We start from the raw sequence: 25,070 nt of genomic DNA on the forward strand, positions 1-25,070 counted from the left end.
AATCGTAAAGTTATATGAGCAATTACCACATTAAGCATTTGGAGGAATATTATCAAGTATACCGAAAATCTGTTGCAAACCCTGAATTATTTTGGGAAGAAATTGCTGAGGAGCATTTCATGTGGAGAAGAAAATGGGATAAGATACTAAGTTGGGATTTTTCTAAACCTAGTATTAAATGGTTTGAAGGTGCTCAATTGAACATTACTGAAAATTGTATTGATAGACATTTGTTAGCTAGAGGAAACAAGACGGCTATTTTATTTGAACCCAATGATCCTAAAGAAAAAGCGCAGCACATTACATATAATGAATTACATAAAAAAGTATGCAAATTTGCTAATGTGTTAAAAAATAAAGGTATAGTTAAAGGTGATCGCGTTTGTATCTATTTACCAATGATACCTGAACTAGCAATAGCAGTATTGGCTTGTGCTAGGATAGGAGCAATACATTCTGTCGTTTTTGCTGGTTTTTCATCAACTGCATTGGCTTCAAGAATAAATGATTCTGAATGCAAAATGGTAATTACAAGCGATGGTTCGTATAGAGGCACAAAAACGATTGACCTAAAAGGGATTGTAGACGAAGCTTTAAAGGAATGCAGTTGTGTTAAAACAGTTTTAGTGGTTAAACGAATCAATTCTAACATAATAATGGAAGAAGGAAGAGATTATTTGTTGCAACCAGAGCTAGATCAAGCGCCCACAATTTGTAAAGCAGAAATCATGAATGCTGAAGATGCTTTGTTTATTTTATATACTTCAGGCTCTACTGGTCAGCCAAAAGGAATGGTTCACACTACAGCAGGTTATCTTGTATATACTGCTTATACTTTTAAAAATGTATTTCAATATAGAGAAGAAGATGTGTATTGGTGTACAGCAGATATTGGCTGGATAACTGGGCACAGTTACATTGTTTATGGGCCATTAGCTAATGGAGCTACAACAGTAATGTTTGAGGGCGTACCAAGTTATCCTAATTTTGGAAGATTTTGGGATATAGTTGAAAAACATAAAGTCACACAGTTTTATACAGCTCCAACCGCAATTAGAGCTTTGGCAAAAGAAGGCCTTACCCATTTAGAAAAATACGACTTGTCTTCTCTGAAAGTGTTAGGAACTGTTGGAGAACCGATTAATGAAGAAGCTTGGCATTGGTATGATGATAATGTTGGGAAAAAGAAAGCACCAATTGTAGATACGTGGTGGCAAACTGAAACAGGAGGTATTATGATTACACCTATTCCATATGCAACACCAACCAAGCCTACGTATGCTACGCTACCTTTTCCAGGTGTTCAACCAGCATTGATTAATGAAAACGGTGAAGAAATAAAAGAAAATCAAGTTGATGGTCGTTTGTGTATTAAATTTCCATGGCCGAGTATGGCCAGAACAATATGGGGAAATCATCAGCGATATAAAGACACATACTTTTCAGCTTTTGAGAATAAATATTTTACAGGAGACGGTGCTTTGAGAGATGAAGTGGGTTACTATAGAATTACTGGTAGAGTAGATGATGTAATAATCGTTTCAGGTCATAATTTAGGAACCGCACCAATTGAAGATGCCATTAATGAGCATCCAGCAGTTGCAGAAAGTGCCATTGTTGGATTTCCGCACGATATAAAAGGAAATGCGTTGTATGGTTATGTAACGCTTAAAGAGGCTGGTGAAGGTAGAAATCATGATAATTTAAGAAAAGAAATCAACCAGATCATAACTGAGCAAATCGGTCCTATTGCTAAATTAGATAAGATTCAATTTACTAGTGGACTTCCAAAAACTAGAAGTGGTAAGATCATGCGTCGTATTTTACGTAAAATAGCACATAAAGACACAAGTAACCTAGGTGATATCAGTACACTACTAAATCCAGAAGTAGTAAACGATATTATGAATAATACAGTTTGATATTATGCGTGCATAGTATTTTTTTTATCTTTACAAGAAAAATCAAATGACTGATACAAAACTCACTCAATTATTACAAATAACATATCCAATTATTCAAGCGCCAATGTTTTTAGTATCTAATACAGCAATGGTTAAAGAAGCAATGAAATCTGGTATCGCTGGCTGTATTCCTGCATTGAATTATAGAACTTTAGACGAATTACGTAATGCGTTAAAAGAATTGAAACAGGCAAAAGTTGAAGGTGGTTCATTTGGGTTTAATCTAATAGTCAACAAATCTAATATAAAGTACAAAGGGCAATTAGAAGTACTTTGTGAAGAAGGTTGTGATTTCATAATCACGTCACTTGGTAGTCCAGAAGAAACCATCAGGCAAGCGCATGCAGTTGGTATTAAAGTATTTTGCGATGTTACAGATTTAAAGTTTGCTAAAAAAGTTGAAGGTTTAGGAGCAGATGCTGCCATTGCAGTTAATAATCAAGCTGGAGGGCACAGAGGGAATATTTCTCCTGAAGATCTAATCAAAGAATTGAAAGAGAATCTATCTATTCCTGTAATCTCAGCTGGTGGTGTAGGCTGTAAAGCCGATATTGATAAAATGCTGAACTATGGTGCAGATGGCGTCTCAGTTGGTAGCCCTTTTATTGCATCAGTAGAAGCAAATGTAACAAATGAATACAAACAGGCTTGTGTAGATTATGGCGCTGATGATATTGTGATGACTGAGCGAATTTCTGGGACACCTTGTACAGTGATTAATACGCCTTACGTTCAAAAAATTGGTACTAAGCAAACGTGGATAGAATCTATATTGAACAAGAATAGAAAGTTGAAAAAATGGGTGAAAATGATTCGATTTTCAATTGGTATGAAAGCAACTGAAAAAGCCGCCAAGAAGGCGACTTATAAAACTGTTTGGGTAGCTGGCCCAAGTATTGAACATACCAAAGCTATTTTACCAACTAAGGCTATTGTAGCTAAACTGACTACTTAATAGGAATATAAAATTCAGTTTTTAATTTATGAGCTTCAGTACGTTCAGGATTACTGATATATTTCTCTCTTACAGGCGCATCACGTAATTCGTAATCTGTATTTAACAACCAATCATTGAACATGTAGTTATAAACTTCAGCAAAATGACTGTAACTTCCTTGATATAAAAAGACTGCAAATTTGCCTCCTTTTAAAGTTTTAACACCTATATCTCCTGTAGGCTTCGCATCTTTATGAATAACTAAACAAGCATCGTATTGCACTTTATTTTCATCAGTTACCTTTGGATCATCATGAGGAAGCCCTAAATGCTCTATACCTTTAGTGAACAATTTTTGAGATTTTACTTCTGCCCAAAGCTTTTTCCATGCATTCGCATAATCTAGTGTACGATAGTTACCTTGCATTCTGTAATATATGCATTGTTTATCTTCAATTTCATTGATTTTCGGTTTTTTGATGTTTAATTGTAATTCCATAATGTCGTTTGATTTGATTGAGAATAATTTGTTTTTGCGATACACTGACGGAGAAATACCAAAATGACTTTTAAATTTTTTTGATAAAGATGAAGGAGTTTCAAAACCTACACTATAAGCGATGCTTTCAATATCTAAAGTCGTATAGCGAATCATTTTTGCTGCAGTTTCTATGCGTGTTCTAGAAATGTAAGCACCAATGGGTTCTCCTAGTAATGCTCTACTAATACGATGAAAATGAAAAAGAGAAAAATGTGAGATCTCAGCCAGCGTCTTGATGTCGATTTTGCGGTCTAGATGGTTATGTATATACTCAATTATACAATTTAAACGCTCTTCGTAATACGCTTTGTTCGTTTTTCTGTTATTCATAACTCCATATTAATAGGTCAAAAATATAAAGTAAAGTAAAGAATCACTTTTCCAAACTTGCTGACTTATGAATATTATTTATTTTTATAAAAATATAAAACTCAATATGCAAACTTATTTTTCTTGTAAAGTTGTCCACGTTTTTAAATAGTCAAACGTCTTAAAAGTATAAACAATTTAATTTATAAAATTATGAAAGAATTTATGATGATTTTTATTGGTGCAGATTATTCTGATCTAGGGCTTTCTCCAGAAGATTTGCAAAACCGAATGGGCAAATGGTTTGCTTGGAGTGAAAAAATGGAAAAAGCTGGAATTTTAAGAGGAGGAAATGCACTAACACCTCAAATACGTAGAGTAGTAGGAGAAAATAGAACCACTACAGACCTTACTTCGGCTGAAGTAAAAGAAATTGTTGGTGGTTATTATTTAGTTATGGCTAAAGATTTTGATCAAGTGCAAGAAATAGCACAAGACTTTCCAGATTACGATTTAGGCGGAACGGTTGAAATTCGTGAAGTTATGGTATTTGATCGCTAATGGAACCTAAACTCATAGACCATCTATTTCGCCATCACAGTGGAAAGATGGTCTCTGTTTTAACTCGTATTTTCGGGTTAGTACATCTTGATATCATTGAAGATGCTGTTCAAGATACGTTTATTAAAGCTAGCATTAATTGGCGAAATCAACAACCACAACATCCAGAAGCTTGGTTGACTACTGCTGCAAAGAATAGAGTTTTAGATATCTTTAGGAAACTTAAAACGGAACGTAATCACCTTCCGAAATTAAGCCAAGGCGTTGATACCATTGCCATTAATGAACTTTTTTTGGATACAGAGATTGAAGATGCGCAATTGCGAATGATCTTTACTGCTTGCCATCCAAAGCTTGATGCTAGAGATCGTATCTCTTTTGCTTTAAAAACAGTTTCAGGTTTCAGTACCAAAGAAATTGCTTCAGCATTATTATTAAAAGACGATACTGTAAAGAAGCGTTTATCTAGAGCAAGAAAAGTGATTCAAAAGGCTGATTTGCAATTCAAAATCCCTAGAGGTAAAATGCTTCGCGAGCGTTTAGAGAGTGTTATGGAAGTGCTGTACCTTATCTTTAATGAAGGGTTTCATTCAAACACAAAGGCACAATTGATCCGTACAGAATTATGTGGTGAAGCCATGCGTTTATGTCAATTATTGCTCAAGCGAAATGACATGCGTTTATCAGAAGTTTACGCATTGTTTGCTTTAATGTGCTTTCATTCGTCTAGATTGGATAGTAAAATCAATTCTAATAATGAGATTTTAGATTTGAAGCATCAAGATAGAAGTCAGTGGCATTTCCCATTGATTGAATTAGGAAATTCTATGATGAATAAAGCTATTGAAACAGAAACATTTTCATGTTATCACTACGAAGCAGCTATAGCTGCCGAACATTTAAAAGCAAGTTCTTTTGAGACGACCAGTTGGGATAAGATTTTAAAGTTGTATGAAGCATTACATAGCTTGCAGCCTATGCCATCACACATACTAACTATGGCAGTAATTTGTATGCAAAGCAATAATTATAAACAAGCTAATAACTATTTTAATAAGCTAAATGCTAGTGATTTAGGGCAACGTGCTTATTTGTATTATGCAGCCAAAGCAGATTATTATGCTTCTGAGCATAATTTCAAGGCGGCTCTAAAGCACATTGATCTTGCTTTAGAGAAAGTTACAAATGCACTAGAAAAAGCTTATTTAGATAAAAAGCGTGCGATTTGGCTAAGTGCGAATAATTAAAATTCACTAAACAATTCAAGTTTTATAGTATTCCATTCGCACTTTAAAATTCCATAACAACAAGTACTGCGTCTAAATCCATCTTGCATTATTGTGTTACTTCGCAATATACCTTCAAGTGTAGCACCAATTTTTTCAACAGCTTTCCTTGATTTTACATTGCGCTCGTCTATTCTAAACTCTACTTTTTCAAATTCCATGGTTTCAAAAGCGTATTTAAGCATCAAGTATTTCATGTGCTTGTTAAGTCCAGTTCTCTGAAACGCATGACCAATCCATGTCCAACCAATATGTAGCACTTTATTCTTGTGATCTATTAACCCAAAGCGTGTGCTTCCTGCATACCTCTTATTTGCTTTATCATATACGATAAAAGGAATAATCGTTTTGTGATAATAACCATCAACTGCAGTTTGCACGTAGGCTTTTAACGCTTCCGGAGTAGAGATATTACTTGGTGAGAAAAAAATTAAACGCTCCTCTTGAGCAATATCTAATAAGTTGGTATAGTTACTCAAGTCTAAAAGAGTGAGTTTTACTCTATTGGTTTCTAATATAGGTGCATTCATACTAAATTACTGATCAAATCAACATTAACAATGTGAGTTCCTTCAAAAGGAAGTATGTTCACTTTAGTTCCAAATAATTCATGTACACGATTCGTTTCGTAAATCATCCGTTCATCATTCAAATACTCATCGTTAATGCCATAAATAAGTGAAATTTTTGCCTTTAAGAATTTAAAATCTTTTGAATTTAGTTCTTTTGGAATACCTCCAGAATGTAAAACCAATTGTGAACATTGCAATTGTCGTTTAGCTACATATCTCATAGCAACACTTACGCCTTGCGAATAACCAAATAGAATTAAATTTATATGTTTAGGAAGTTTCTCAGCTTCAAATATAGCATCAAAATTACGCATTATATTTTCAGTTTCCTTTATTGTGTTTTCTCTGGTTAACCATGTAGCTCCTATATGTTTGAATTTTGGAGGAATGTAATGTTTACTTTGTGCTTGAGGCGCAATGATGTAGTTCTCCTTAGTATTGAGTTGAGTGAAATATTTTAAAAAATAACGACTCAAATAACTCATGCCATGGCATACAAACCATACGTTCTTTGTGTGCGCTGTTAAATTGTTTAAAGTAGAATATGTATTTGTGGTTGTATAAGATATTTCTTTTTCTATGGAATTCATTTAGCAATTGATTTTGTATTTTTGTTTCCCATTTAAAAATACAGTATTTCTATGCAATTATCTAAAGAAAATATTCTAGCAAATGCAAATGCCGCTAGCAAAAATACACTTTTGGAAACCTTAGATATTAAGATTGTAGATTATGGTGAAGATTTTTTAATCGCAAGAATGCCAGTTACATCTAGAGTACATCAACCTGATGGTATATTGCATGGAGGCGCTACTGCTGCTTTGGCTGAAAGTGTTGGAAGTTTTGCATCTCATATTTTTTTAGATATTGAAAATAAATTTATTCGTGGCTTAGAAATTACAGTAAATCATATCAAGAGTGTAAGTGAAGGTTTTGTCTATGCTAAGGCTACATTTTTACACAAAGGTAGAACTACACAACTTATTGATATAAAAATTACAGATGACAACGACAATCTAATTTCGATTTGTAGACTGTCAACCATTTCTCTTCCAAAAAAAGGCTAATGGATTCAGTTTCTTTTTTAGACCTCATACAATCCCAATTCAAAAAAAAGCACCCTTTTGTTGCCTACAGACTACCGCATTCATCATCAACTAAACTTTTGCTTCAGCAAGAGGATACAATTTTTTATGCTGGAGACTATAAAGAAAGCGGATTTATATTTGCACCTTTTGATACCAAAAATAAAAGTATTTTAATTCCAACTGCGAAGTCAGAATCGTATGAAGCCATTCTTGAAGATTTTAGTGTTGATGAAAAAGACTCAGTATATGATTTTGAATCTAAAGAAGGAAAAGATTCGCATATTCGTCTTGTTAATTCTGGTATTAATGCAATACAAAAAGGTTTTTTTGAAAAAGTTGTCCTCTCTCGTTGCGAAACGATAGCATATTCTAATAATCAACCAGCAGCTATTTTCAAACAACTATTAGTTCATTATAAATCTGCTCTAGTCTATTTATGGTATCATCCAAAAGTTGGTTTGTGGTTAGGTGCATCACCTGAAATACTTCTTAAGGTTGAAAACAGAAGGTTTGAAACGGTCTCATTAGCTGGCACTCAACCATATAATGGAACGTTAGATGTGTCATGGAAAACAAAAGAGTTGGTTGAACAAGATATCGTTACCAATGCTATACGCCATGCATTGGGAGAAAATGTAGCACATTTTCATTTCTCTGATCTTGAAACTGTTAGAGCTGGTAACTTGTTGCATCTTCAAACTAAAATAACAGGAGTTTTATCGTCAGATTTAAAGATAATATTAGATAAATTGCACCCAACACCAGCCGTTTGCGGTTTACCAAAAGATAGTGCTAAGGCTTTTATTTTGAAGAACGAAAACTATAATCGTGAGTTTTACACAGGCTTTTTAGGTGAACTAAATATGAAGCGTAACCAAACAAGGAATATAAATAAACGTAATGTTGAAAATAATGCCTATTCAACGGTAAAAAATGTATGCAATTTATTTGTGAATTTACGATGTATGCAACTTAAAAAAGACCAAGCTTTGATCTATGTTGGTGGAGGAATTACCGAAGATTCTAACTCTGAGTTTGAATGGATGGAAACGGTTTCAAAAACACAAACAATAAAGCGTGTTTTGTTATTGTAAGTCTATTTAAAGCGCTATTTTTTTCTTAAATTTGTAGATACAAACTTATACATGGCTTATCCAAAAATTCCCCTTGCGCAAACTGTAGTTCAATTGTGCAAACTCAAAGGCATAAAACACATTGTTATTTCACCAGGAAGTAGAAATGCACCTTTAACAATTGGTTTTACAAACGATGATTTTTTCTCATGCTATAGTATCGTTGATGAGCGTAGTGCTGCATTCTTTGCGTTGGGAATAGCACAACAAACACATGAAGCAGCTGCAATAATTTGTACTTCGGGAAGTGCTGTGCTAAATTATTATCCAGCAGTAGCTGAAGCTTATTTTAGTAACATTCCAATGATTGTTATTTCTGCAGATCGACCAAAACATTTAGTTGGTATTGGAGATGGGCAAACCATCAATCAAAAAAACGTTTTTGAAAATCATATTCTTTATTCAGCAAATTTGAAACTTGATCTTAATGACGAGAGTAGACTGCCGCAAGACCAAGAACTTCCCATTTTTAAAAGTATTGAGAACAAATTAGAACGCTTTTTAGGTTTGCAACAGGGAATTCAATCATTTAATGAAGAAGAAATAAATACAGCACTTAATCTAGCAAAGTTTAAGCAAGGCCCTGTTCATATTAACGTTCCTTTTGATGAACCTTTATATGAACTCGTTGAAGCGCTTACAATTAGCCCAAAGATTAAAGAATTGGAAACGAAACCATACAAGATAGATGCTGCAGAACTAAATGATTGTTTAGATGAATGGTATATAGCTAAGCGTAAAATGATTTTAGTGGGTGAACTAAAACCAAATTCAATTGAAAAAGAAGTATTAGACGAGTTAGTAGATGATGATGGTGTAATCGTTTTCACAGAAACCACATCAAACATATATCATCCTAATTTTTTTCCAAGTATAGATAAAATAATTGCACCTCTAACAGATGAAGAGTTCAAATTGCTACAACCAGATATCTTGATCACATTAGGAGGGATGATTGTCTCAAAGAAAATAAAAGCATTTTTGAGGCAATACCAACCAAAGCAGCATTGGCATGTTGGTGAGCATCAAGCTAATGACACATTTTTTTGCTTGACCAAACATATCGAAACTGCTCCTAATCAGTTTTTTAAAGAGTTTTTAACACGTATTACACATGTAGCTAAAAGCAATTATTTTGAGTTTTGGGTTAACATAAAACAACATAGGAATAAAAAACATATTGAATATATCAAAGAAATTCCATTGAGTGACCTTAAAGTCTTTGATCGAATACTTAAAGAAATCCCGGCTGGAAGTGCATTACAATTGGGTAATAGTTCAACAATTCGATATGCTCAACTTTTCAATATTAAACCATCAATAGACGTGTTTTGCAATAGAGGTACAAGTGGTATAGATGGCAGTACATCTACAGCTATTGGTTATGCTGTGGCATCAAAAAAGCAAACAACATTCATAACTGGTGATTTGAGTTTTTTTTACGATAGTAACGCGCTCTGGAACAATTATATACCTAATAACTTCAGAATAATTCTTATTAATAATAATGGAGGAGGTATTTTTAGAATTTTGCCTGGCCACAAAAACACAGCCAATTTTGATAATTATTTTGAAACCATACACCACCTAAATGGAAAGCAATTATGTGATATGTATGGTTTTGATTATGATCAAGCATCTACAGAAACTGAGTTAGCAGAAGTATTGAAAAACTTTTTCAGTAAGTCAAAAATGCCGAAGCTTTTAGAAGTGTTTACGCCAAGGTCACTTAATGATGCTATACTTTTAGAATATTTCAATTTTATTAAGTAAATGTTATTTGTGACATAACATATTCATGTGTGTCATAAAAACAGTTATCTTTATAAGGCTTTTTATTAACACTAAAATATAATTTAACATGAGCAAAAGAGACGAATTAATTGCAAAATATGCAGCAGATCTGAAAGATAAATGCGGTGTAAATCCTGATATGGATTTATTGACCAAAGTCACAATTGGTTGTGGTCCATCGATCTATAATGCAGATTCTGCTACAGTTTCCGCTTCTGATGAATCAGAATTAGAGACTGTAAAAAATAACTTTCTAATCAATAAGCTAGGTTTAAATGATAGTGCAGATTTAGATAAAGGTATCGCTGCTGTTATGGAAACCTATGGCAAGTCAAACAGAAATAAGTATAGAGCAGTAGTGTATTACTTATTGACTAAACATTTCAATAAAGAATCAGCTTATTAAATTTTATGCTACAAGTATCAAGCGTTATGATTCAATAGAATTATAACGCTTTTTTTAGTTCTAAAACCTAATATCTGTATCTTTGCAGCATGATAAAAATAGGTGATTACAATACGCTAGATATAATACGAGAATCTGAACAAGGACTCTATCTTTCAGATGAAGATGGAAATGAAGTATTACTCCCTAATCGATACATTCCAGAAACGTTTAAAATATGGGATCCATTAGAAGTTTTTGTTTACTTAGACAACGAAGAGCGTCCTGTAGCTGTAACAGATGATCCATATGTTACAGTGAATGATTTTGCAGTGTTACGATGTAATCAGGTAACACAACATGGTGCGTTTCTTGATTGGGGAATGGTAAAAGAACTATTTTGCCCATTTAAAGAGCAAGCCTATAAAATGAAGGCTGGTGGTTGGTACCTTATTTATTGTTATTTAGATGATGAAACAAATAGACTAGTGGCTTCAAGTAAGACCAATAGTTTTCTAGATAATAAACAGCTTACAGTAAAGCAATTTGATGAAGTGGATCTCATTGTTTCTCATCCATCAGAGTTAGGAATGAATGTCATTGTTAACAAACAACATTTAGGTCTTATATTTCAAGATGATATCTATAAAGAGCTTAGTGTAGGAGATAAGCTTAAAGGGATCGTGAAAAAAGTGCGTCATGACAATAAGTTAGACATTACTTTAGGGCAAATAGGTTATAGAAATATTGAGCCAAATGCAGAACTTATATTAAATACATTAGAAGATAATAATGGCTTTTTACCCTTAACCGATAAATCTAATCCAGAACAAATAAAATTAGAGTTAGAAATGAGTAAAAAAAGCTTTAAAAAAGCGATTGGCTCATTATATAAACAACGATTGATCACTATAGAGAAAGATGGCATTCGATTAGTGTAATGTTTCAATAAGCGAAAATGTTAATAAGTAACTATTTGATGGTCATAAAATTGTATTTTTGTAAATCTTAAAAATAGAGTAGCGATAATGAATGAAATAAGTTGGAAAACTGTAAAAGCATATGAAGATATCACCTATAAGAAATGTAATGGTGTAGCAAGAATAGCTTTTAATAGACCAGATGTTAGAAATGCATTTAGGCCAAAGACTACAAGTGAACTCTATGATGCGTTCTATGATGCAAATGAAGATGTTGATATTGGTGTTGTATTGCTTTCTGCTGAAGGACCTTCAACTAAGGATGGAATTTGGAGTTTTTGCTCTGGAGGAGATCAAAAGGCAAGAGGACACCAAGGTTATGTTGGTGAAGATGGTTACCATCGTTTAAACATTCTTGAAGTGCAACGACTTATTCGTTTTATGCCAAAAGCAGTGATTGCAGTTGTCCCTGGTTGGGCTGTAGGAGGAGGTCATAGTTTACATGTTGTTTGCGACCTAACTCTAGCAAGCAAAGAACATGCTATATTTAAACAAACAGATGCTGATGTTACAAGTTTTGATGGTGGTTACGGTTCAGCCTATTTGGCCAAAATGGTTGGACAAAAAAGGGCAAGAGAAATATTTTTTCTCGGAAGAAACTATTCGGCACAAGAAGCTCATGAAATGGGTATGGTAAATGCGGTTATACCTCATAAGAAATTAGAAGCTACTGCATACCAATGGGCTCAAGAAATATTAGCCAAATCTCCAACATCTATAAAAATGCTCAAATTTGCAATGAACCTTACTGATGATGGTATGGTAGGGCAACAAGTATTTGCTGGAGAGGCTACGCGTCTCGCTTACATGACAGATGAAGCAAAAGAAGGAAGAGATGCATTCTTAGAAAAGCGTAAACCCAATTTTGATAAAAAGTGGATTCCATAAAACGCCCTCAATTTTATGTTTAAAAAGATCAAGCCTTGGATTTCAGCTTTTAGATTAAGAACATTGCCACTATCTATATCTGGTATCGTTATAGGTGCATGTCTAGCGCACCATAATGGCGCATTCAATGTTTATGTATTTCTTATAGCTGTTTTATTGACGATCAGCCTTCAAATACTTTCTAATCTAGCTAATGATCTAGGTGACGGTGTCAAAGGAACAGATAATGAGGAAAGAGTAGGGCCACAAAGAGCGATACAAAGTGGAGCAATCTCAGAAGATCAAATGATGCTCGCCATTAAAAATAATATTCTCATAGTAGCTGGCCTAACAGTTTTATTAATCTATACAGCATTAGGTGTGCACCATCTATTTTTATCATTATTATTTCTTGTTTTGGCAGGTTTATCGATTTATGCTGCTATAAGTTATACTGTAGGCGAGTCTGCCTATGGTTATAAAGGTCTTGGAGATATATTTGTATTTATTTTCTTCGGTTTAGTAAGTGTAGGTGGTAGCTATTTGTTATTTACGCAACGGATAGATCATCATATTTTTTTACCAGCTATAGCATTAGGATTATTAAGTGTAGGTGTTTTGAACCTCAATAATATGAGAGATATTGAGACAGATGAGCGCTCAAAAAAAATCACATTAGCTGTAAAATTAGGTAAAAAACGAGCAAAGCAATACCACTTATTCTTAATAGGAAGTGCTATATTAGTTTCCTCAATTTTTGGATTACTATATTTTTCATCGTTTTATAATCTATTATTTATGATTGCGTATGTTCCATTAATCATACATATGAAGAAAATTAGTAACGCATCTATTCCCAATGATTTTGATTCTCAACTAAAGGTATTGGCATTGACCACATTTCTTTTTTCTGTACTTTTAGGAATTGGATATATTATGTAAATTTTAACATAAATATTTGGTTTTCAAATAATTAATCATTATATTTAAGTTGAAAATTTTGTAGGTCGGCATTATTTGCTATTATGTTGGCAATAAAATTTGGGGCTTTAAAACTCAGGCAAATTACTTATAATCTGTCTGAGTTTTTTCGTATTTTTCATTTTGAAATGAGTACGAATCAAAATACACTAAGAAATGAAAATTACATTCTACGGTCATGCAAGTCTAGGTTTACAAATTGGAGATACTAATATCTTAGTAGATCCTTTCATATCTGGCAATCCAAAAGCGGCACACATCGATATTGAAACTCTTGAAGCAGATTATATACTGGTTACACATGCACATCAAGATCATATCTTAGATGTTGAAGTCATTGCCAAGCGTACAGGAGCAGTTGTCATATCTAATTTTGAAATAGCAACCTATTACGATAAACTTGGGATTGAAAATCATCCAATGAATCATGGTGGTAAATGGGATTTTGAATTTGGCACTGTAAAGTATGTCAATGCCATACATACTTCTTCTTTTCCTGATGGCAGTTACGGTGGACAACCTGGAGGTTTCGTAATTGAAGGTGAACGTAAAAACATATACATCGCTGGTGATACAGCCTTAACAATGGATATGAAGCTTATTCCATTGCAAACAAAATTAGATCTTGCAATTTTCCCTATAGGAGATAATTTTACTATGGGAATCGATGACGCTATTTTGGCTAGTGATCTAGTTGCCTGTGATAAAGTTTTAGGATATCATTTTGATACTTTTGGCTATATAGAAATAGACCATGAAATGGCTAAGCGTAAATTTTTTGATAAGAATAAAGACCTAATGCTTCTTGACATTGGTGAACGTATTGAGTTATAAAATAGGAGTTCTTCAGCCTAGTATTCAATAAAACCAAAGTTCACATACAGTTAAAAACTACTAGTATTAGATTATTATTTATTTCAAAAGCGTCTTAAGTATTTAAAATGAAAGAAGTATGTAATAAGAGTTAAAAACTTATGATCTTAAATTTTAATTTATCCATATACTATTTTGCAAAATACAGTCATTAATTTGAGTTCAACAGCCATTAATTTGATTGTTAAATCTAAGTTAATTAATAGTTTTATACGCTTAATTGATAGTAATACTTTTAAATTTGCAAGTAAATTAATCAACATGAAAAAAATATTTTTATTTAGTATCATTTTTTTATTAACCTTCAATACTTATGCTCAAGTAGAACAATCACAAACAGGTGCTTGGTATATGTATTTTTTTAATCATCAATTTAAAAACAGTCAATTTGGTATTCAAGGTGATTTGCAATATCGTAATTGGAATGTCCTTGGAGATCTTGAGCAATTGCTCATCAGAACAGGTTTTACTTATACACCAAAGGACACTAAGGTCTTACTAACTTTAGGTTATGCTAATATTACTACTGGTGAATTTGGTGATGGAGATGATACTTCAGGCGAAAATAGAATTTATCAAGAGGCATTATTTCCTCAAAAACTAGGGCACAGAGTTTACCTTACACATCGATTTAGATACGAACAACGTTTTGTAGAAGACCAAGATTTTAGAACCCGTTATCGCTACAATCTATTTATGAATATTCCAATAAACAAACCAGCTCTAGATAAAGGTGCTGTATATGCAGCTTTTTATAATGAATTGTTTATCAATGGGCAAGAAGATATAGGTGATGGTAGAACTGTTGAATTTTTTGATCGTAATCGGACATATTTGGGCTTAGGTTATGTAATAAAACCTGGCCAGCGAATACAGTTTGGCTGGATGAATCAAAAAACCGATACATGGGGAAAAGGCCAGTTACAGTTTAGTTTCCATCATAATTTTTAATTCAATTATTAACTTTAAATATATAACTATGAAAAAGAGTTTAACAAAAGCGAGTATTGTATTACTGTGTTTGGGGATTATTTCTTGTAAAGATTCAAACAAAACAACTGCTGTTACTACTGAAAATGCAATGGTTGAAGTTGCTCAAGAACCAATAAAAAGTATTTTAACAGCTGAAGAGCAAGCGAATATGTCACCAGATGAAATTATTGGTCGACTTAAAAAAGGGAATGAGAACTTTGTAAGTAATAATTTAACTAGGCGAGACCATTCTGAACAACGTAGAAAAGCTACAATTGGTCAATACCCGAAAGCTATAGTATTATCATGTGTTGATAGTAGAGTTCCTGTTGAAGATGTTTTTGATCTGGGTATTGGAGATATTTTTGTAGCGCGCGTCGCTGGAAATATTGAGAATAAAGATATAGTAGGATCTATGGAATTTGCTACTGCAGTTGCAGGATCTAAAGTTGTAATAGTAATGGGACACACAGCTTGTGGCGCAGTAAAACATGCTATAGATAATACTGATGCGGCATCAATGAAAATGAATGCACTAGCAGATTTGCTTGATGAGATCAAACCTTCAGTTAAAGCTACAGAAACTAATGGCGAAGTGTCTTCTAAGAATGTGGCTTACACTAATGCCGTAATTCATAACAATGCTAAACAAACAGTGGAAGATATTAGAAGTAGATCTCCAAAGATGGCCGAATTAGAAGCTGATGGGCAAATAAAAATTGTTCCAGCTGTATACGATATGGAAACTGGCAAGGTAGATTTTTTAAGATAAACTGAATACATTTATTTATACAAAAGGTGATGTTTAATAGCGCATCACCTTTTATATTATCTTATTTTTGTAGTTGTTATGATTGCCAAATATCAACCGTACATACTTAATTTTAAGCAAGCCAGTGGAACTTCACGAGGTATTATAAAAACCAAAGAGACATGGTTTATTATAATTGAAGGTAATGGAAAATTTGGAATTGGTGAGTGTGGTTTATTTAGAGGTCTGAGTGTCGATGATAGACCAGATTATGAAGCAAAACTAAAATGGGTTTGTGAGCATATTTTTTTGGGGTTAAATGATTTATTAGATGAGCTTACCGAGTTTCCAAGCATTCAATTTGGTTTAGAGCAGGCATTCAAAAGTTTTCAAAGTGACTCTCCCTTTCAGCTATTTCCTTCAAAGTTTAGTAGAGGAAGTGCTTCAATTCCTATCAATGGATTGATATGGATGGGAAGTGAGTCGTTCATGCGAGCGCAAATCAGAGATAAGATTGAAGCTGGATTTAGCTGTATAAAAATGAAAATTGGAGCTATAGATTTTGAAACAGAACTAAATCTGATAAAATCTATTAGAAATGAGTTTTCAGCAAGAGACATAACATTACGCGTTGATGCTAATGGCGCTTTTTTACCTAACGATGCTATTGAAAAGCTGAAACGCTTGTCTGACTATGAATTACATTCTATTGAGCAACCCATTAAGCAAGGACAAATTGATGCTATGGCTAGACTTTGTGAAGGTACGCCATTACCAATTGCTTTAGATGAAGAGTTAATAGGTGTGATTTCTGTAACAAACCAACTAGAATTACTACAAACGATAAAGCCACAATTCATTATTTTAAAGCCAAGTTTAGTTGGAGGATGGCAAGGAAGTAGGTCTTGGATAGATAACGCTGAAGCTAATGGTATAGGATGGTGGATTACCAGTGCTTTAGAAAGTAATGTAGGTTTAAATGCTATAGCGCAATGGACTTACACATTGGACAGTAATTTGCCTCAAGGTCTAGGTACCGGAAGCTTGTTTACAAATAATATTGAAAGTCCATTGTATGTAAAAAATGGTACATTGCAATACAAAACAAATGATAAATGGAGCTTATCACTCCTTAATTTTAAACTTTAATAATAATTATGTTTATAGCACAAGCGTATAAAGCGCAGCATGACTTTTGGAGATATCTTGTAGGATCTCTCATTATTTTCGTTGCCTCAATCATTGGCCAAATACCACTTTTAGTAGCCATCATTTGGAAAATATTACAAGATGGTGGATCTGTTGAAGATTTTGATGAGACTGCCATCTATAGCATGTTAGAGCCTAATTTGCTGCTGTTTTTACTATTGATATCTTTTGTGTTTGGATTTATAGGATTATACTTTGCCGTGAAGTACTTGCACAAACAAACCATGAAAGCTATAGCAACAGCAAGAAAAAAACTTGATTGGAAACGCATCTGGTTTGCTTTTGTATTTTGGGGTGTTTTATCTTCTGGGATGGTACTACTTGATTATTTTTATTTGTCACCAGGTGATTATCAATTTAATTTTGAACCCAAACGATTTGCAATTTTAGCGGTTATCGCTATTGCATTGATCCCAATTCAAACCAGTTTAGAAGAATATGTATTTAGAGGTTATTTGATGCAAGGTTTTGGATTGTTAGCTAAAAATAAATGGTTTCCATTAGTTATGACCTCTTTAATTTTTGGTCTCTTGCATATTGCTAATCCTGAGATTGATAAGCTAGGTTATATTCTATTGGTATATTATATTGGTACTGGGCTATTTTTAGGAATTATGACGCTCATGGACGAAGGTATTGAGCTTGCACTTGGGTTTCACGCTGCAAATAATTTATTTACGGCTTTATTAGTAACTTCAGATTGGACTGCTTTTCAGACGCATTCAATCTTAAAAGATATAGCTGAACCTGAATTGACTATGATAGATTTGGTTGTACCGCTTTTTGTATTATTTCCAATTTTACTATTTATATTTTCAAAAGTATATAAGTGGACCAATTGGAAAGATAAACTTTTTGGGAAAATTGAAGAATTACCAAAAGAAGATTATAAAATTATTGAATAAAAAAAGGAGCTTAATTGCTCCTTTTTTTAAGTATAAGACTATTTATTCTGTTGTTTTGAATAGAATAGCTGCTTTGTTGAAATCTGAGGCTGCATTGATGACTTCTCTGAATTCTTCATAACGATTCAGATCAAATTCATTGGTTTTGTAAAACTCTTCAATGGTGATAATGATTTTATCATCCTCAAGCTTATATGATGATTCAAATTTAGCGAGTTTTTCTCCAGTGGTTCCTTTGTAACTCTTATCTATATTTAAAGAGCTTAAACCTTCAACACCATAACCTTCCGGTATGTTCACTATAATTTCATAATTATAGCGATTAGGATATAACATTTCAATTGGATTGATTCGTTCTGTTTCCTGATACAATTCACTTTGTGTACCTATAACTAAACCAACCTGAAAGATATAGCTATCTCCAGCGTCTTCTAATAACGATTCTGAAGTAATGGTAGTATTTACTTTAAAAGGGACGTTATAAGCTGTTTGGTTAATCTCTTCGTTTTTAGTTTGATAATTTATGATCTCTTTATCTTCAATACCAGATCCAGTTAGGTAATCTTTATAATCATTAATACCTTGTTCTGTAGAAAAGTTGATGACAGCTCTACTGGTTTGTGCCCAATGGCCAAAGTAATCTTGATCTTGTGAGATTGATACGTTTTCAAAATCTTCACCAAAGCTAATATCCATATCTCTACGAATTCTACTAAAATCTGGGTCTTCTTGTACAATTTTTGAAAAATAGTGATCAAAAGTAGATGTAATGTACAAACCGTAGTTGCCAAGAATATTAAAAGGTGCTTCACCAACCCTTGATTCTATCCGGTCTGGTGCAATATATTTTTTTTCAGTAGGAAGGTAGATTAGAAAATCTTGCAGCATGTTTGGTACAAAAAAATCGGGATCAAATTTCTTTAGAAATCGGTTAGCTGTAATTACAATTTCAAACTCCATGTCTAATGCTGTCAAGTATTGAGCATATACCTTTAAAATACCATAATCACTAGCAGATCGATTAGTTAAAATATAATTGAGATCTGATAATTCATTATTGTTATTTTTTACGATTGTAAAATTGGTCTTGATATAATTTTCGATCATAGACGCCTTTTCAAATCCAGATAAATTAGATTTTCCATTTAAAATTTTATTAGCGTCTTCTTTTGCTTTAATAGCAATTTCTTCAGGAAAAAACTGTTGCCCAACGTTATTAGAAACATTAGTCCAAAACATACTTTGAGTGATACTTTGACCTTTAGGGAAACATTGATAGACTACAGAAACATTATTGGCTTTAGGAGTTGAGTATTCTTCTTCTACCATTGCTGGCATGTCTTTGATGATTAATAGATCTGCTGTGTCGCCATCTATGTTTACCGATTCAAACTCAGCATTAGTTCTGTAAGCTTTTATGTTAGATTCAAACTGCCCCGTAATAAATAAAAACTGAGCCTCTTTTATCTTGTAATCTCTCTGTAGAGTTTCAGTACCATAGATGTCAAACTCTTTTTCTACAGTATATAGTACTTCAATTTCAGAGTTTTTTTCTACACCTTCAATTGCAAAGATTTTGAAATCACCATACTCATCTACATTTTTTACTTCTTTGATGTTTTCTTGGTTTAAAAGTGTAACCTTACCTTTTGGGTTTATTGTTCGAGCTTTAATACTTACTACTTTCCTTACATCATACATTGGTATATAAACGGTGTTGTGCTGAGCAATTCCTTTATCATCATTTACTCTTACAATAGTATGTTCAGTTTCATAGCGTTTGGGTTCAGGTGATAAAATATTTGGCGCATATTCTACAATATGTTTTTTAAGAATACCAATAGAAGATTCTTTCATCTCTGCTTTTGAAAGCTCGTGAAGCGCTGGTGTTTCGGTCCAATCGTATGTTCTAAAATGTTGAGCAAAACTGATGCTACAAGAGGTAATAAATAGTATTAAAAATGTTAATCTTCTGTTCATTATTGTCGTTCTAAAATTATACTTTTTTTATAAGCTTTGATTAGGCTTTTGATAAAGCCATTCCAATGGTCAAAGTCTTCTTTTTGTATGCTAAGTGTATTAACATAAATGGATTTGTTCTGTGTGATGATATTGTCTTTAACATTATAAGTAATCCTATAGCCATAGTTTGAATCTTCAAAAGATCTCTCTTCAGGTATGTAGCTCGCTTTATAGCCTTCAGGAATTTTAAATTTTGTAGTAAAGTTTTTTTGAAATTTATGATCAATTTTTTTACTGTATTTCCGATCTTTCACATCTATGTTACTATTAGATAAAGACTTGTCTATGTTGAGGTTAATAAAAATTTTCTCACCAATAGTTTTCGTATAACTTGCAATATCAAGGTTATAATCTAATATTAAAGGAACACTTTTATTGTTAAAATTTGATTTAGTGATATTAGTGTATTTCGTTTTATTATTCCCTAAAGCAAGCGTAGTATTTAAGTACTCTTCTTCAGTTTTTGTGTCTTTCTTATAGGTGTAATCAGTTATAAAATCTACTTTTTCATAGCCTTTAAGCGCACGCTTTTCAGAAACTTTCACACTACCCTTATTAAGTTCCATTAATGTGTTAACGGTTGTTACATTTTTTGAAGCGTCTTGAGCAGGAACTTTAATGATTTTGAAATTATCTTTATCTATGCCTAATAATGCTTCTTTTGTTTGTGTAAAACCACTTGGCATACCAAATGGAACATAGCTATCTGTAGCATCAAGAAAAATAGTATCGTTTTCAACAACTGCAGTAGTTATCATATGATTGTCTACCATAGGAGTAGGCACATCAAAATAAGAATAGTTTCGGTCTCTGGTGCCAATCCAAGTTCTGTAAGCATCAATTCCAACATGGTTAAGCATTTCATAAAGTAGATTAGCCATATCTTTACAATCACCATAACGTTTATCACAAACACTAGCAGCACCTCTTGGAACAAAACCACCCAGACCATCTTCAAAGGCTACATAAGTAATATTATCTTGTACCCAGTTAAATATAGCTTCTGCCTTTTCTCTATCAGAATTTAAAGTTTTTACAATATCATTCGCAATACCATACACTTTTTTTAATGCGCTATTGTCAATTTGTTCTACTAAAGAAGTATACCATTTGTAGAGGTCACTAACATCATTAAGTACATTTATAGTCTTACCATCTTTTACATAGCTTTTTATATAAACAATGATATGAGGTAAATAGTAAATTATAGATTCGCTATCGTCTTCTCCTTGAAAGCTATCTATGTTGGAAACGGTCCAAGTATATGTATTTGTATTTCCTTCTGTATCCTTTTTGAAATCTATATCAATGCCACTCGTATTAAAATCAATATAGCCAATTGTAACATTTGAAGGAAACTCAATAGATAATTGCGCACTTTTTGTTGGGACATATGTGCCAAAGCGAAACATACCTAGAAAGTGTGGGTCTTTGATGATTTCTTTGTAGTTTAAATGTGTAACTGCACCTTTGGTTACAGCAGGAAACGTAAAGGTTTTAGATTCTTGATCACTGTAAAAAACACCATTGTCAAACTCGCGTTTTGTCTCAATATAGTCTACTTTAATTTTTTTATTGGTCTCTGGAATAAGCGTATAGGCATCGATATCTTCAATTGAAGTAAAACTATCAAAATGCATGGCTTCATTGGCAAAATATAGCTTTTTAGACGTTATATATTTAGCTTGCTCAGAAACATTCTTAGCAATATCAAATTGGTCATTTTCAAGTTTTATTTTGATATGTTCATGACGTTTCAAATAAATATAATCTTCATCAGAAAAGTCTTGTGACCAACTAAAAAATGAAACCAATAAAAAGAGAAAAAAATATTTGTTCATTTGTTTAGGGTTTAGGTTCAAATATAGGATTATTTTAATATTTATCTTTAACTTAGTTGTTCAAAATAACATACACTTTATAGCTAATATCGTACCAAAATGACACCAACATTTGATAAAGTTCACTTAAAATTTAAGTTAAATGGTATTTCTTACGACCATAATGCACTTAAAGAAGTTGCCTATAGTTTGGTAAAAGAAGGAGAGTCTTATGAAAAAGTTGTTGGAGACTTTCTACTTGATTGGTTAAATGATAAAGATTTTTTACTAGTAAAAACTTCTGGTTCCACCGGAATGCCAAAAATAGTGGAATTAAAAAAAGCTGCTATGGTTAATTCTGCTATCATGACTGGAGACTACTTTGATTTGCAGCCAGGAGATAAAGCATTACATTGCTTGCCCAGTAGATACATCTCAGGAAAAATGATGTTAGTTAGAGCAATGATTCTCGGTCTTGAACTAGACATGGTTGCCCCAACTTTGAGTCCCATTATTGATGATAAAAAGAACTATGACTTTTGTGCAATGATACCTTTGCAAGTCAAAAAAAGTATACATCACCTCAAGCAAATAAAAACACTTATTATTGGTGGTGCAAGTGTGTCTTCAACGTTGATAGATAAATTTCAAAACCTTTCAACACTTGTTTATGAGACTTATGGTATGACAGAAACGGTAAGCCATATTGCCGTGAAAAGATTAAATCCTAAGCCAGCTGGTTCATTTCAATTACTTCCCAGTATTAGAGTTAGTATTGATGACAGAAGTTGTTTAATTGTTGATGCGCCTAAATTAGCAGCTAATAAAATAGTTACGAACGATATCGTGGAACTAATTACAGATCAAACCTTTAAACTCCTTGGACGTTATGATAATATGATTAATTCAGGCGGTGTAAAAGTGTTTCCAGAATTGGTTGAACTAAAGCTTCATGATTTAATAGAAGAGCGATTTTTTATTGCATCTAAAGAAGATAAAGACTTGGGGGAGAAGTTGATACTTGTAATAGAGGGTGAGACGAATCATATAGATAAGGATGTGTTTTCTCAATTAGAAAAGTTTGAAATACCAAAGATGGTTTATAATATCCCAAAATTTATAGAAACAGAGACTGGTAAGCTCAAGAGGAAAAAAATTTTAGAAGCTGTTCTAAGTTAGTTTACTCATTCAAAAGTTTACTTTGCTCATTATTTGTTTTTTATTTGAGACCATGATAGTAAGTTTGATGTAAATCAAAACATCAAACCAATGAAACATCTAATCACTTTATTTGTACTGTTACTAATCAGTACATCAGTAAAAAGCCAAGAAATGAATATTGAAACAAAATCCGTTTCAATAGAGCAATTAATTACTTTCATAATTGAACATATAGAAGCTAAAGAAGAAGGCTCAGAATTTCCAATTCAAAACATTACGTTTTTAGTACAAGTTCAACCAAATGATTTGGCCTTAGAAGATAAGGTAATTTTAAAACAAGCGTTTAAGCTTATTTCTAATCGTTTGACTAATGATGATACGATTTCACTTATTGCTTATTCAGGCATGAATGGTGTAGCTTTGAAACAAACTTCTCCCAAGCAAATAAAAGGTATTTTGTTTGCTATTGAGAACCTAAAGTCTAGCATAAAAGAATTTCATAGTGACGGGATCGCACTTGCTTACGATTATGCCAAAGAGAATTTTTCAGAAGAATCAATTAATACAGTCATTATGATAAGAACCTCAAATAATAACAATGAAGAACATACAGCTAACCAAGCAACAGTAACAACTAAAAAGAAAAATAATGCTGTTTTAATTACTGCTATAGCTTTGTTACCAGAAATTATTTCAGTAATAAAAAACTAAGCTTTTGATTGTTTGTAAAGTAAAAACGAGGCAATACAACCAACAAGTGAGAAGAGTGCCATTATCATAAATACATTTTGAAAGCCAACTCCTCCAGGATCTGCATCAAGAAAGTAGCCCAAAAGCGGGCCAGCAAAAATATCTGGCGTATAGCCAGCTACAGAAATAAAGCCAATAGCAGTACCAGTGACTGCTATTGGAATTTTACTTTCTTCTAAAGTAGCGAAATATAAAACTCTAGCAGAATACACACCAATAGCCATTGTGCCAATTGAGAAAATAAAAAGAAAAATTGAATTCTGATCGATGATTCCCAAAGTAAAAATAATGCTAGTAATGAGCATAAATAAAAATCCAATAATTATCCATAAAGATGCTTTTGTACGATCAGCAAGAAGACCTATCACAACGCCTATAAATGGCCTTAGGTACAATAAGTAGGTTCCAACTTTTGCTGAATCAATCTCATCATAGCCCATCACTTGATTAGCATACAGGCTAAAAATATCGGTCATCTTATATCCAAAATAAGCACACAAAATAATTATCATAAGTAACCAAACAGACCTAAACTGAGTCACCAGTTTAAAGTTTTCTAGCGTAAGTTTTTTGATTTTTCCTAGATTTCTATCTTCTGAATGATTCAATTTTCTGAGGAAGAGAAAAACTAAAATAGCAATAACGCAAACAACAATTGAAGTATAGATGATGACTTGTTTAAAAGCAATACGACGCTCATTCAATGAAGTAAGCTCAATTTCGTTAGTTATGAATAATGAAAAAACTAGCACACCAACAGAGCCAAAAAGAGCAGCTGTTAGCCCTCGACCGCCATCTAAGAACCCAAAAGCAATACCTTGCTTGTTAGTTCCTCCCCAAATTCTTGTAGCTTTAACCATAGAAGCCCAAAACAGAAAAATGGTGGTAAAACCCCAAAAACCATATAGCCAATGAAGCTGCAACAACGATGGATAGGTTGCTAAATAAAAACCACCTAAAGCAGTTAGTATTAAGGCAACAGACATTAATAAATGTGGTTTGAATTTATCTGCTAAAGGTCCTCCAAATAGATAAGAAACTAAGGCTACCAATCCATATACCGAAAAACAACTTCCTATTTGCGTATTGTTGATGGCAAATGTTTCTAAAAATGTAGGTCTAAAAATGCGTTGTAAAACAAACGGTAAAATGAAAATAGCCTCAGCAGCTAGGATCAAAAGGATCATAACATAATGTGGTTGTTTTTTT

24 protein-coding genes are annotated in these 25,070 nt (G+C 32.9%); 18 read left to right on the forward strand and 6 right to left on the reverse strand.

The window, feature by feature from the left end; translation table 11 throughout:
* Positions 1-14 precede the first annotated feature (14 nt).
* Positions 15-1,922, forward strand: coding sequence for an acetate--CoA ligase (acs, locus tag Q0876_RS11265; RefSeq protein ID WP_299227895.1), 1,908 nt, complete (start codon positions 15-17; stop codon positions 1,920-1,922).
* Positions 1,923-1,968: 46 nt separating this feature from the next.
* Positions 1,969-2,919: a nitronate monooxygenase family protein gene (locus Q0876_RS11270; protein ID WP_299227898.1), complete on the forward strand. Its 951-nt coding sequence runs from the start codon at positions 1,969-1,971 to the stop codon at positions 2,917-2,919.
* Here Q0876_RS11270 and Q0876_RS11275 read toward each other — a convergent pair.
* Entirely contained in the window at positions 2,912-3,772 is an 861-nt protein-coding gene (locus Q0876_RS11275) for a GyrI-like domain-containing protein (protein WP_299227901.1), read from the reverse strand. The two genes, Q0876_RS11270 and Q0876_RS11275, sit on opposite strands and share 8 nt — an antisense overlap.
* A 192-nt stretch (positions 3,773-3,964) precedes the next feature.
* On the opposite strand from Q0876_RS11275, the gene Q0876_RS11280 reads away from it, so the two are divergent.
* A complete protein-coding gene (locus Q0876_RS11280; RefSeq protein ID WP_299227904.1) occupies positions 3,965-4,312 on the forward strand; it encodes a YciI family protein in 348 nt (115 codons plus the stop codon).
* Positions 4,312-5,559, forward strand: a complete 1,248-nt coding sequence (locus Q0876_RS11285) for a sigma-70 family RNA polymerase sigma factor (protein ID WP_299227907.1) — start codon at positions 4,312-4,314, stop codon at positions 5,557-5,559. The genes Q0876_RS11280 and Q0876_RS11285 overlap by 1 nt, the downstream gene beginning before the upstream one ends.
* Here the strand turns inward: Q0876_RS11285 and Q0876_RS11290 are convergent.
* The gene (locus Q0876_RS11290; RefSeq protein ID WP_299227910.1) at positions 5,556-6,128 is read right to left on the reverse strand and encodes a GNAT family protein; all 573 of its coding nucleotides are present in this window, start codon (positions 6,126-6,128) and stop codon (positions 5,556-5,558) included. The genes Q0876_RS11285 and Q0876_RS11290 overlap by 4 nt on opposite strands.
* Positions 6,125-6,760, reverse strand: coding sequence for an esterase (locus Q0876_RS11295; protein ID WP_299227913.1), 636 nt, complete (start codon positions 6,758-6,760; stop codon positions 6,125-6,127). Before Q0876_RS11295 ends, Q0876_RS11290 begins: the two co-directional genes overlap by 4 nt.
* A gap of 51 nt (positions 6,761-6,811) precedes the next feature.
* Between Q0876_RS11295 and Q0876_RS11300 the strand changes: the two genes are divergently transcribed.
* The 12 genes from Q0876_RS11300 (at position 6,812) to Q0876_RS11355 (ending at position 18,108) form a co-directional block, all read left to right on the forward strand.
* Positions 6,812-7,237, forward strand: a complete 426-nt coding sequence (locus Q0876_RS11300; RefSeq protein WP_299227916.1) for a PaaI family thioesterase — start codon at positions 6,812-6,814, stop codon at positions 7,235-7,237.
* On the forward strand, positions 7,237-8,352 hold the full coding sequence (locus Q0876_RS11305) for a chorismate-binding protein (RefSeq protein ID WP_299227919.1): 1,116 nt from the start codon (positions 7,237-7,239) through the stop codon (positions 8,350-8,352). Before Q0876_RS11300 ends, Q0876_RS11305 begins: the two co-directional genes overlap by 1 nt.
* Before the next feature lie 51 nt (positions 8,353-8,403).
* Positions 8,404-10,164 (forward strand): 2-succinyl-5-enolpyruvyl-6-hydroxy-3-cyclohexene-1-carboxylic-acid synthase, encoded by a 1,761-nt coding sequence (gene menD, locus Q0876_RS11310; RefSeq protein ID WP_299227922.1) that lies wholly within the window; start codon positions 8,404-8,406, stop codon positions 10,162-10,164.
* 88 nt (positions 10,165-10,252) lie between these two features.
* Positions 10,253-10,591, forward strand: coding sequence for a DUF2853 family protein (locus Q0876_RS11315; protein ID WP_299227925.1), 339 nt, complete (start codon positions 10,253-10,255; stop codon positions 10,589-10,591).
* Positions 10,592-10,680: 89 nt separating this feature from the next.
* Complete coding sequence (locus tag Q0876_RS11320; protein ID WP_299227928.1) at positions 10,681-11,511, forward strand: S1-like domain-containing RNA-binding protein; 831 nt, start codon at positions 10,681-10,683, stop codon at positions 11,509-11,511.
* A gap of 87 nt (positions 11,512-11,598) precedes the next feature.
* Positions 11,599-12,438, forward strand: a complete 840-nt coding sequence (locus tag Q0876_RS11325) for a 1,4-dihydroxy-2-naphthoyl-CoA synthase (protein WP_299227930.1) — start codon at positions 11,599-11,601, stop codon at positions 12,436-12,438.
* Positions 12,439-12,453: 15 nt separating this feature from the next.
* Entirely contained in the window at positions 12,454-13,359 is a 906-nt protein-coding gene (menA, locus tag Q0876_RS11330; protein WP_299227933.1) for a 1,4-dihydroxy-2-naphthoate octaprenyltransferase, read from the forward strand.
* A gap of 195 nt (positions 13,360-13,554) precedes the next feature.
* A complete protein-coding gene (locus Q0876_RS11335; RefSeq protein WP_299227935.1) occupies positions 13,555-14,232 on the forward strand; it encodes a metal-dependent hydrolase in 678 nt (225 codons plus the stop codon).
* 300 nt (positions 14,233-14,532) lie between these two features.
* Positions 14,533-15,222, forward strand: coding sequence for a DUF2490 domain-containing protein (locus tag Q0876_RS11340; protein ID WP_299227937.1), 690 nt, complete (start codon positions 14,533-14,535; stop codon positions 15,220-15,222).
* A gap of 28 nt (positions 15,223-15,250) precedes the next feature.
* Positions 15,251-16,015 (forward strand): carbonic anhydrase family protein, encoded by a 765-nt coding sequence (locus Q0876_RS11345; protein WP_299227939.1) that lies wholly within the window; start codon positions 15,251-15,253, stop codon positions 16,013-16,015.
* A 78-nt stretch (positions 16,016-16,093) separates the two neighbouring features.
* Positions 16,094-17,143 carry an o-succinylbenzoate synthase gene (locus Q0876_RS11350; RefSeq protein ID WP_299227941.1) on the forward strand — a complete coding sequence of 350 codons (1,050 nt, stop codon included), beginning with the start codon at positions 16,094-16,096 and terminating at the stop codon, positions 17,141-17,143.
* 8 nt (positions 17,144-17,151) lie between these two features.
* Entirely contained in the window at positions 17,152-18,108 is a 957-nt protein-coding gene (locus tag Q0876_RS11355; RefSeq protein WP_299227943.1) for a CPBP family intramembrane glutamic endopeptidase, read from the forward strand.
* A gap of 42 nt (positions 18,109-18,150) precedes the next feature.
* On the opposite strand, the gene Q0876_RS11360 is transcribed toward Q0876_RS11355, so the two are convergent.
* On the reverse strand, positions 18,151-20,088 hold the full coding sequence (locus Q0876_RS11360; protein ID WP_299227945.1) for a DUF3857 domain-containing protein: 1,938 nt from the start codon (positions 20,086-20,088) through the stop codon (positions 18,151-18,153).
* On the reverse strand, positions 20,088-21,971 hold the full coding sequence (locus tag Q0876_RS11365; protein ID WP_299227947.1) for a DUF3857 domain-containing protein: 1,884 nt from the start codon (positions 21,969-21,971) through the stop codon (positions 20,088-20,090). The genes Q0876_RS11360 and Q0876_RS11365 overlap by 1 nt, the downstream gene beginning before the upstream one ends.
* A 99-nt stretch (positions 21,972-22,070) precedes the next feature.
* Here Q0876_RS11365 and Q0876_RS11370 point away from each other — a divergent pair, with 99 nt between their 5' ends.
* Together Q0876_RS11370 and Q0876_RS11375 are read left to right on the forward strand one after the other, a co-directional pair.
* Positions 22,071-23,129: an AMP-binding protein gene (locus Q0876_RS11370; protein WP_299227949.1), complete on the forward strand. Its 1,059-nt coding sequence runs from the start codon at positions 22,071-22,073 to the stop codon at positions 23,127-23,129.
* Between the two features lie 90 nt (positions 23,130-23,219).
* On the forward strand, positions 23,220-23,822 hold the full coding sequence (locus tag Q0876_RS11375) for a hypothetical protein (RefSeq protein WP_299227952.1): 603 nt from the start codon (positions 23,220-23,222) through the stop codon (positions 23,820-23,822).
* Here the strand turns inward: Q0876_RS11375 and Q0876_RS11380 are convergent.
* A complete protein-coding gene (locus Q0876_RS11380; protein WP_299227953.1) occupies positions 23,819-25,048 on the reverse strand; it encodes a nitrate/nitrite transporter in 1,230 nt (409 codons plus the stop codon). The genes Q0876_RS11375 and Q0876_RS11380 overlap by 4 nt on opposite strands.
* Positions 25,049-25,070: the final 22 nt, after the last annotated feature.

It is taken from the genome of uncultured Psychroserpens sp., from assembly GCF_947503375.1.
In the GTDB taxonomy this organism is placed as follows: domain Bacteria; phylum Bacteroidota; class Bacteroidia; order Flavobacteriales; family Flavobacteriaceae; genus Psychroserpens.

Bases quoted from the DNA above. Each gene is read 5' to 3' on its own strand.
- Q0876_RS11270 (WP_299227898.1), top strand. From the start codon at position 1,969: ATGACTGATACAAAACTCACTCAATTATTACAAATAACATATCCAATT.
- Q0876_RS11305 (WP_299227919.1), top strand. From the start codon at position 7,237: ATGGATTCAGTTTCTTTTTTAGACCTCATACAATCCCAATTCAAAAAA.
- Q0876_RS11295 (WP_299227913.1), bottom strand. From the start codon at position 6,760: ATGAATTCCATAGAAAAAGAAATATCTTATACAACCACAAATACATAT.
- Q0876_RS11365 (WP_299227947.1), bottom strand. From the start codon at position 21,971: ATGAACAAATATTTTTTTCTCTTTTTATTGGTTTCATTTTTTAGTTGG.
- Q0876_RS11280 (WP_299227904.1), top strand. From the start codon at position 3,965: ATGAAAGAATTTATGATGATTTTTATTGGTGCAGATTATTCTGATCTA.
- Q0876_RS11320 (WP_299227928.1), top strand. From the start codon at position 10,681: ATGATAAAAATAGGTGATTACAATACGCTAGATATAATACGAGAATCT.
- Q0876_RS11325 (WP_299227930.1), top strand. From the start codon at position 11,599: ATGAATGAAATAAGTTGGAAAACTGTAAAAGCATATGAAGATATCACC.
- Q0876_RS11300 (WP_299227916.1), top strand. From the start codon at position 6,812: ATGCAATTATCTAAAGAAAATATTCTAGCAAATGCAAATGCCGCTAGC.
- Q0876_RS11290 (WP_299227910.1), bottom strand. From the start codon at position 6,128: ATGAATGCACCTATATTAGAAACCAATAGAGTAAAACTCACTCTTTTA.
- acs (WP_299227895.1), top strand. From the start codon at position 15: ATGAGCAATTACCACATTAAGCATTTGGAGGAATATTATCAAGTATAC.
- Q0876_RS11360 (WP_299227945.1), bottom strand. From the start codon at position 20,088: ATGAACAGAAGATTAACATTTTTAATACTATTTATTACCTCTTGTAGC.
- Q0876_RS11335 (WP_299227935.1), top strand. From the start codon at position 13,555: ATGAAAATTACATTCTACGGTCATGCAAGTCTAGGTTTACAAATTGGA.
- Q0876_RS11380 (WP_299227953.1), bottom strand. From the start codon at position 25,048: ATGATCCTTTTGATCCTAGCTGCTGAGGCTATTTTCATTTTACCGTTT.
- Q0876_RS11370 (WP_299227949.1), top strand. From the start codon at position 22,071: ATGACACCAACATTTGATAAAGTTCACTTAAAATTTAAGTTAAATGGT.
- Q0876_RS11275 (WP_299227901.1), bottom strand. From the start codon at position 3,772: ATGAATAACAGAAAAACGAACAAAGCGTATTACGAAGAGCGTTTAAAT.
- menD (WP_299227922.1), top strand. From the start codon at position 8,404: ATGGCTTATCCAAAAATTCCCCTTGCGCAAACTGTAGTTCAATTGTGC.
- menA (WP_299227933.1), top strand. From the start codon at position 12,454: ATGTTTAAAAAGATCAAGCCTTGGATTTCAGCTTTTAGATTAAGAACA.
- Q0876_RS11350 (WP_299227941.1), top strand. From the start codon at position 16,094: ATGATTGCCAAATATCAACCGTACATACTTAATTTTAAGCAAGCCAGT.
- Q0876_RS11340 (WP_299227937.1), top strand. From the start codon at position 14,533: ATGAAAAAAATATTTTTATTTAGTATCATTTTTTTATTAACCTTCAAT.
- Q0876_RS11315 (WP_299227925.1), top strand. From the start codon at position 10,253: ATGAGCAAAAGAGACGAATTAATTGCAAAATATGCAGCAGATCTGAAA.
- Q0876_RS11285 (WP_299227907.1), top strand. From the start codon at position 4,312: ATGGAACCTAAACTCATAGACCATCTATTTCGCCATCACAGTGGAAAG.
- Q0876_RS11355 (WP_299227943.1), top strand. From the start codon at position 17,152: ATGTTTATAGCACAAGCGTATAAAGCGCAGCATGACTTTTGGAGATAT.
- Q0876_RS11345 (WP_299227939.1), top strand. From the start codon at position 15,251: ATGAAAAAGAGTTTAACAAAAGCGAGTATTGTATTACTGTGTTTGGGG.
- Q0876_RS11375 (WP_299227952.1), top strand. From the start codon at position 23,220: ATGAAACATCTAATCACTTTATTTGTACTGTTACTAATCAGTACATCA.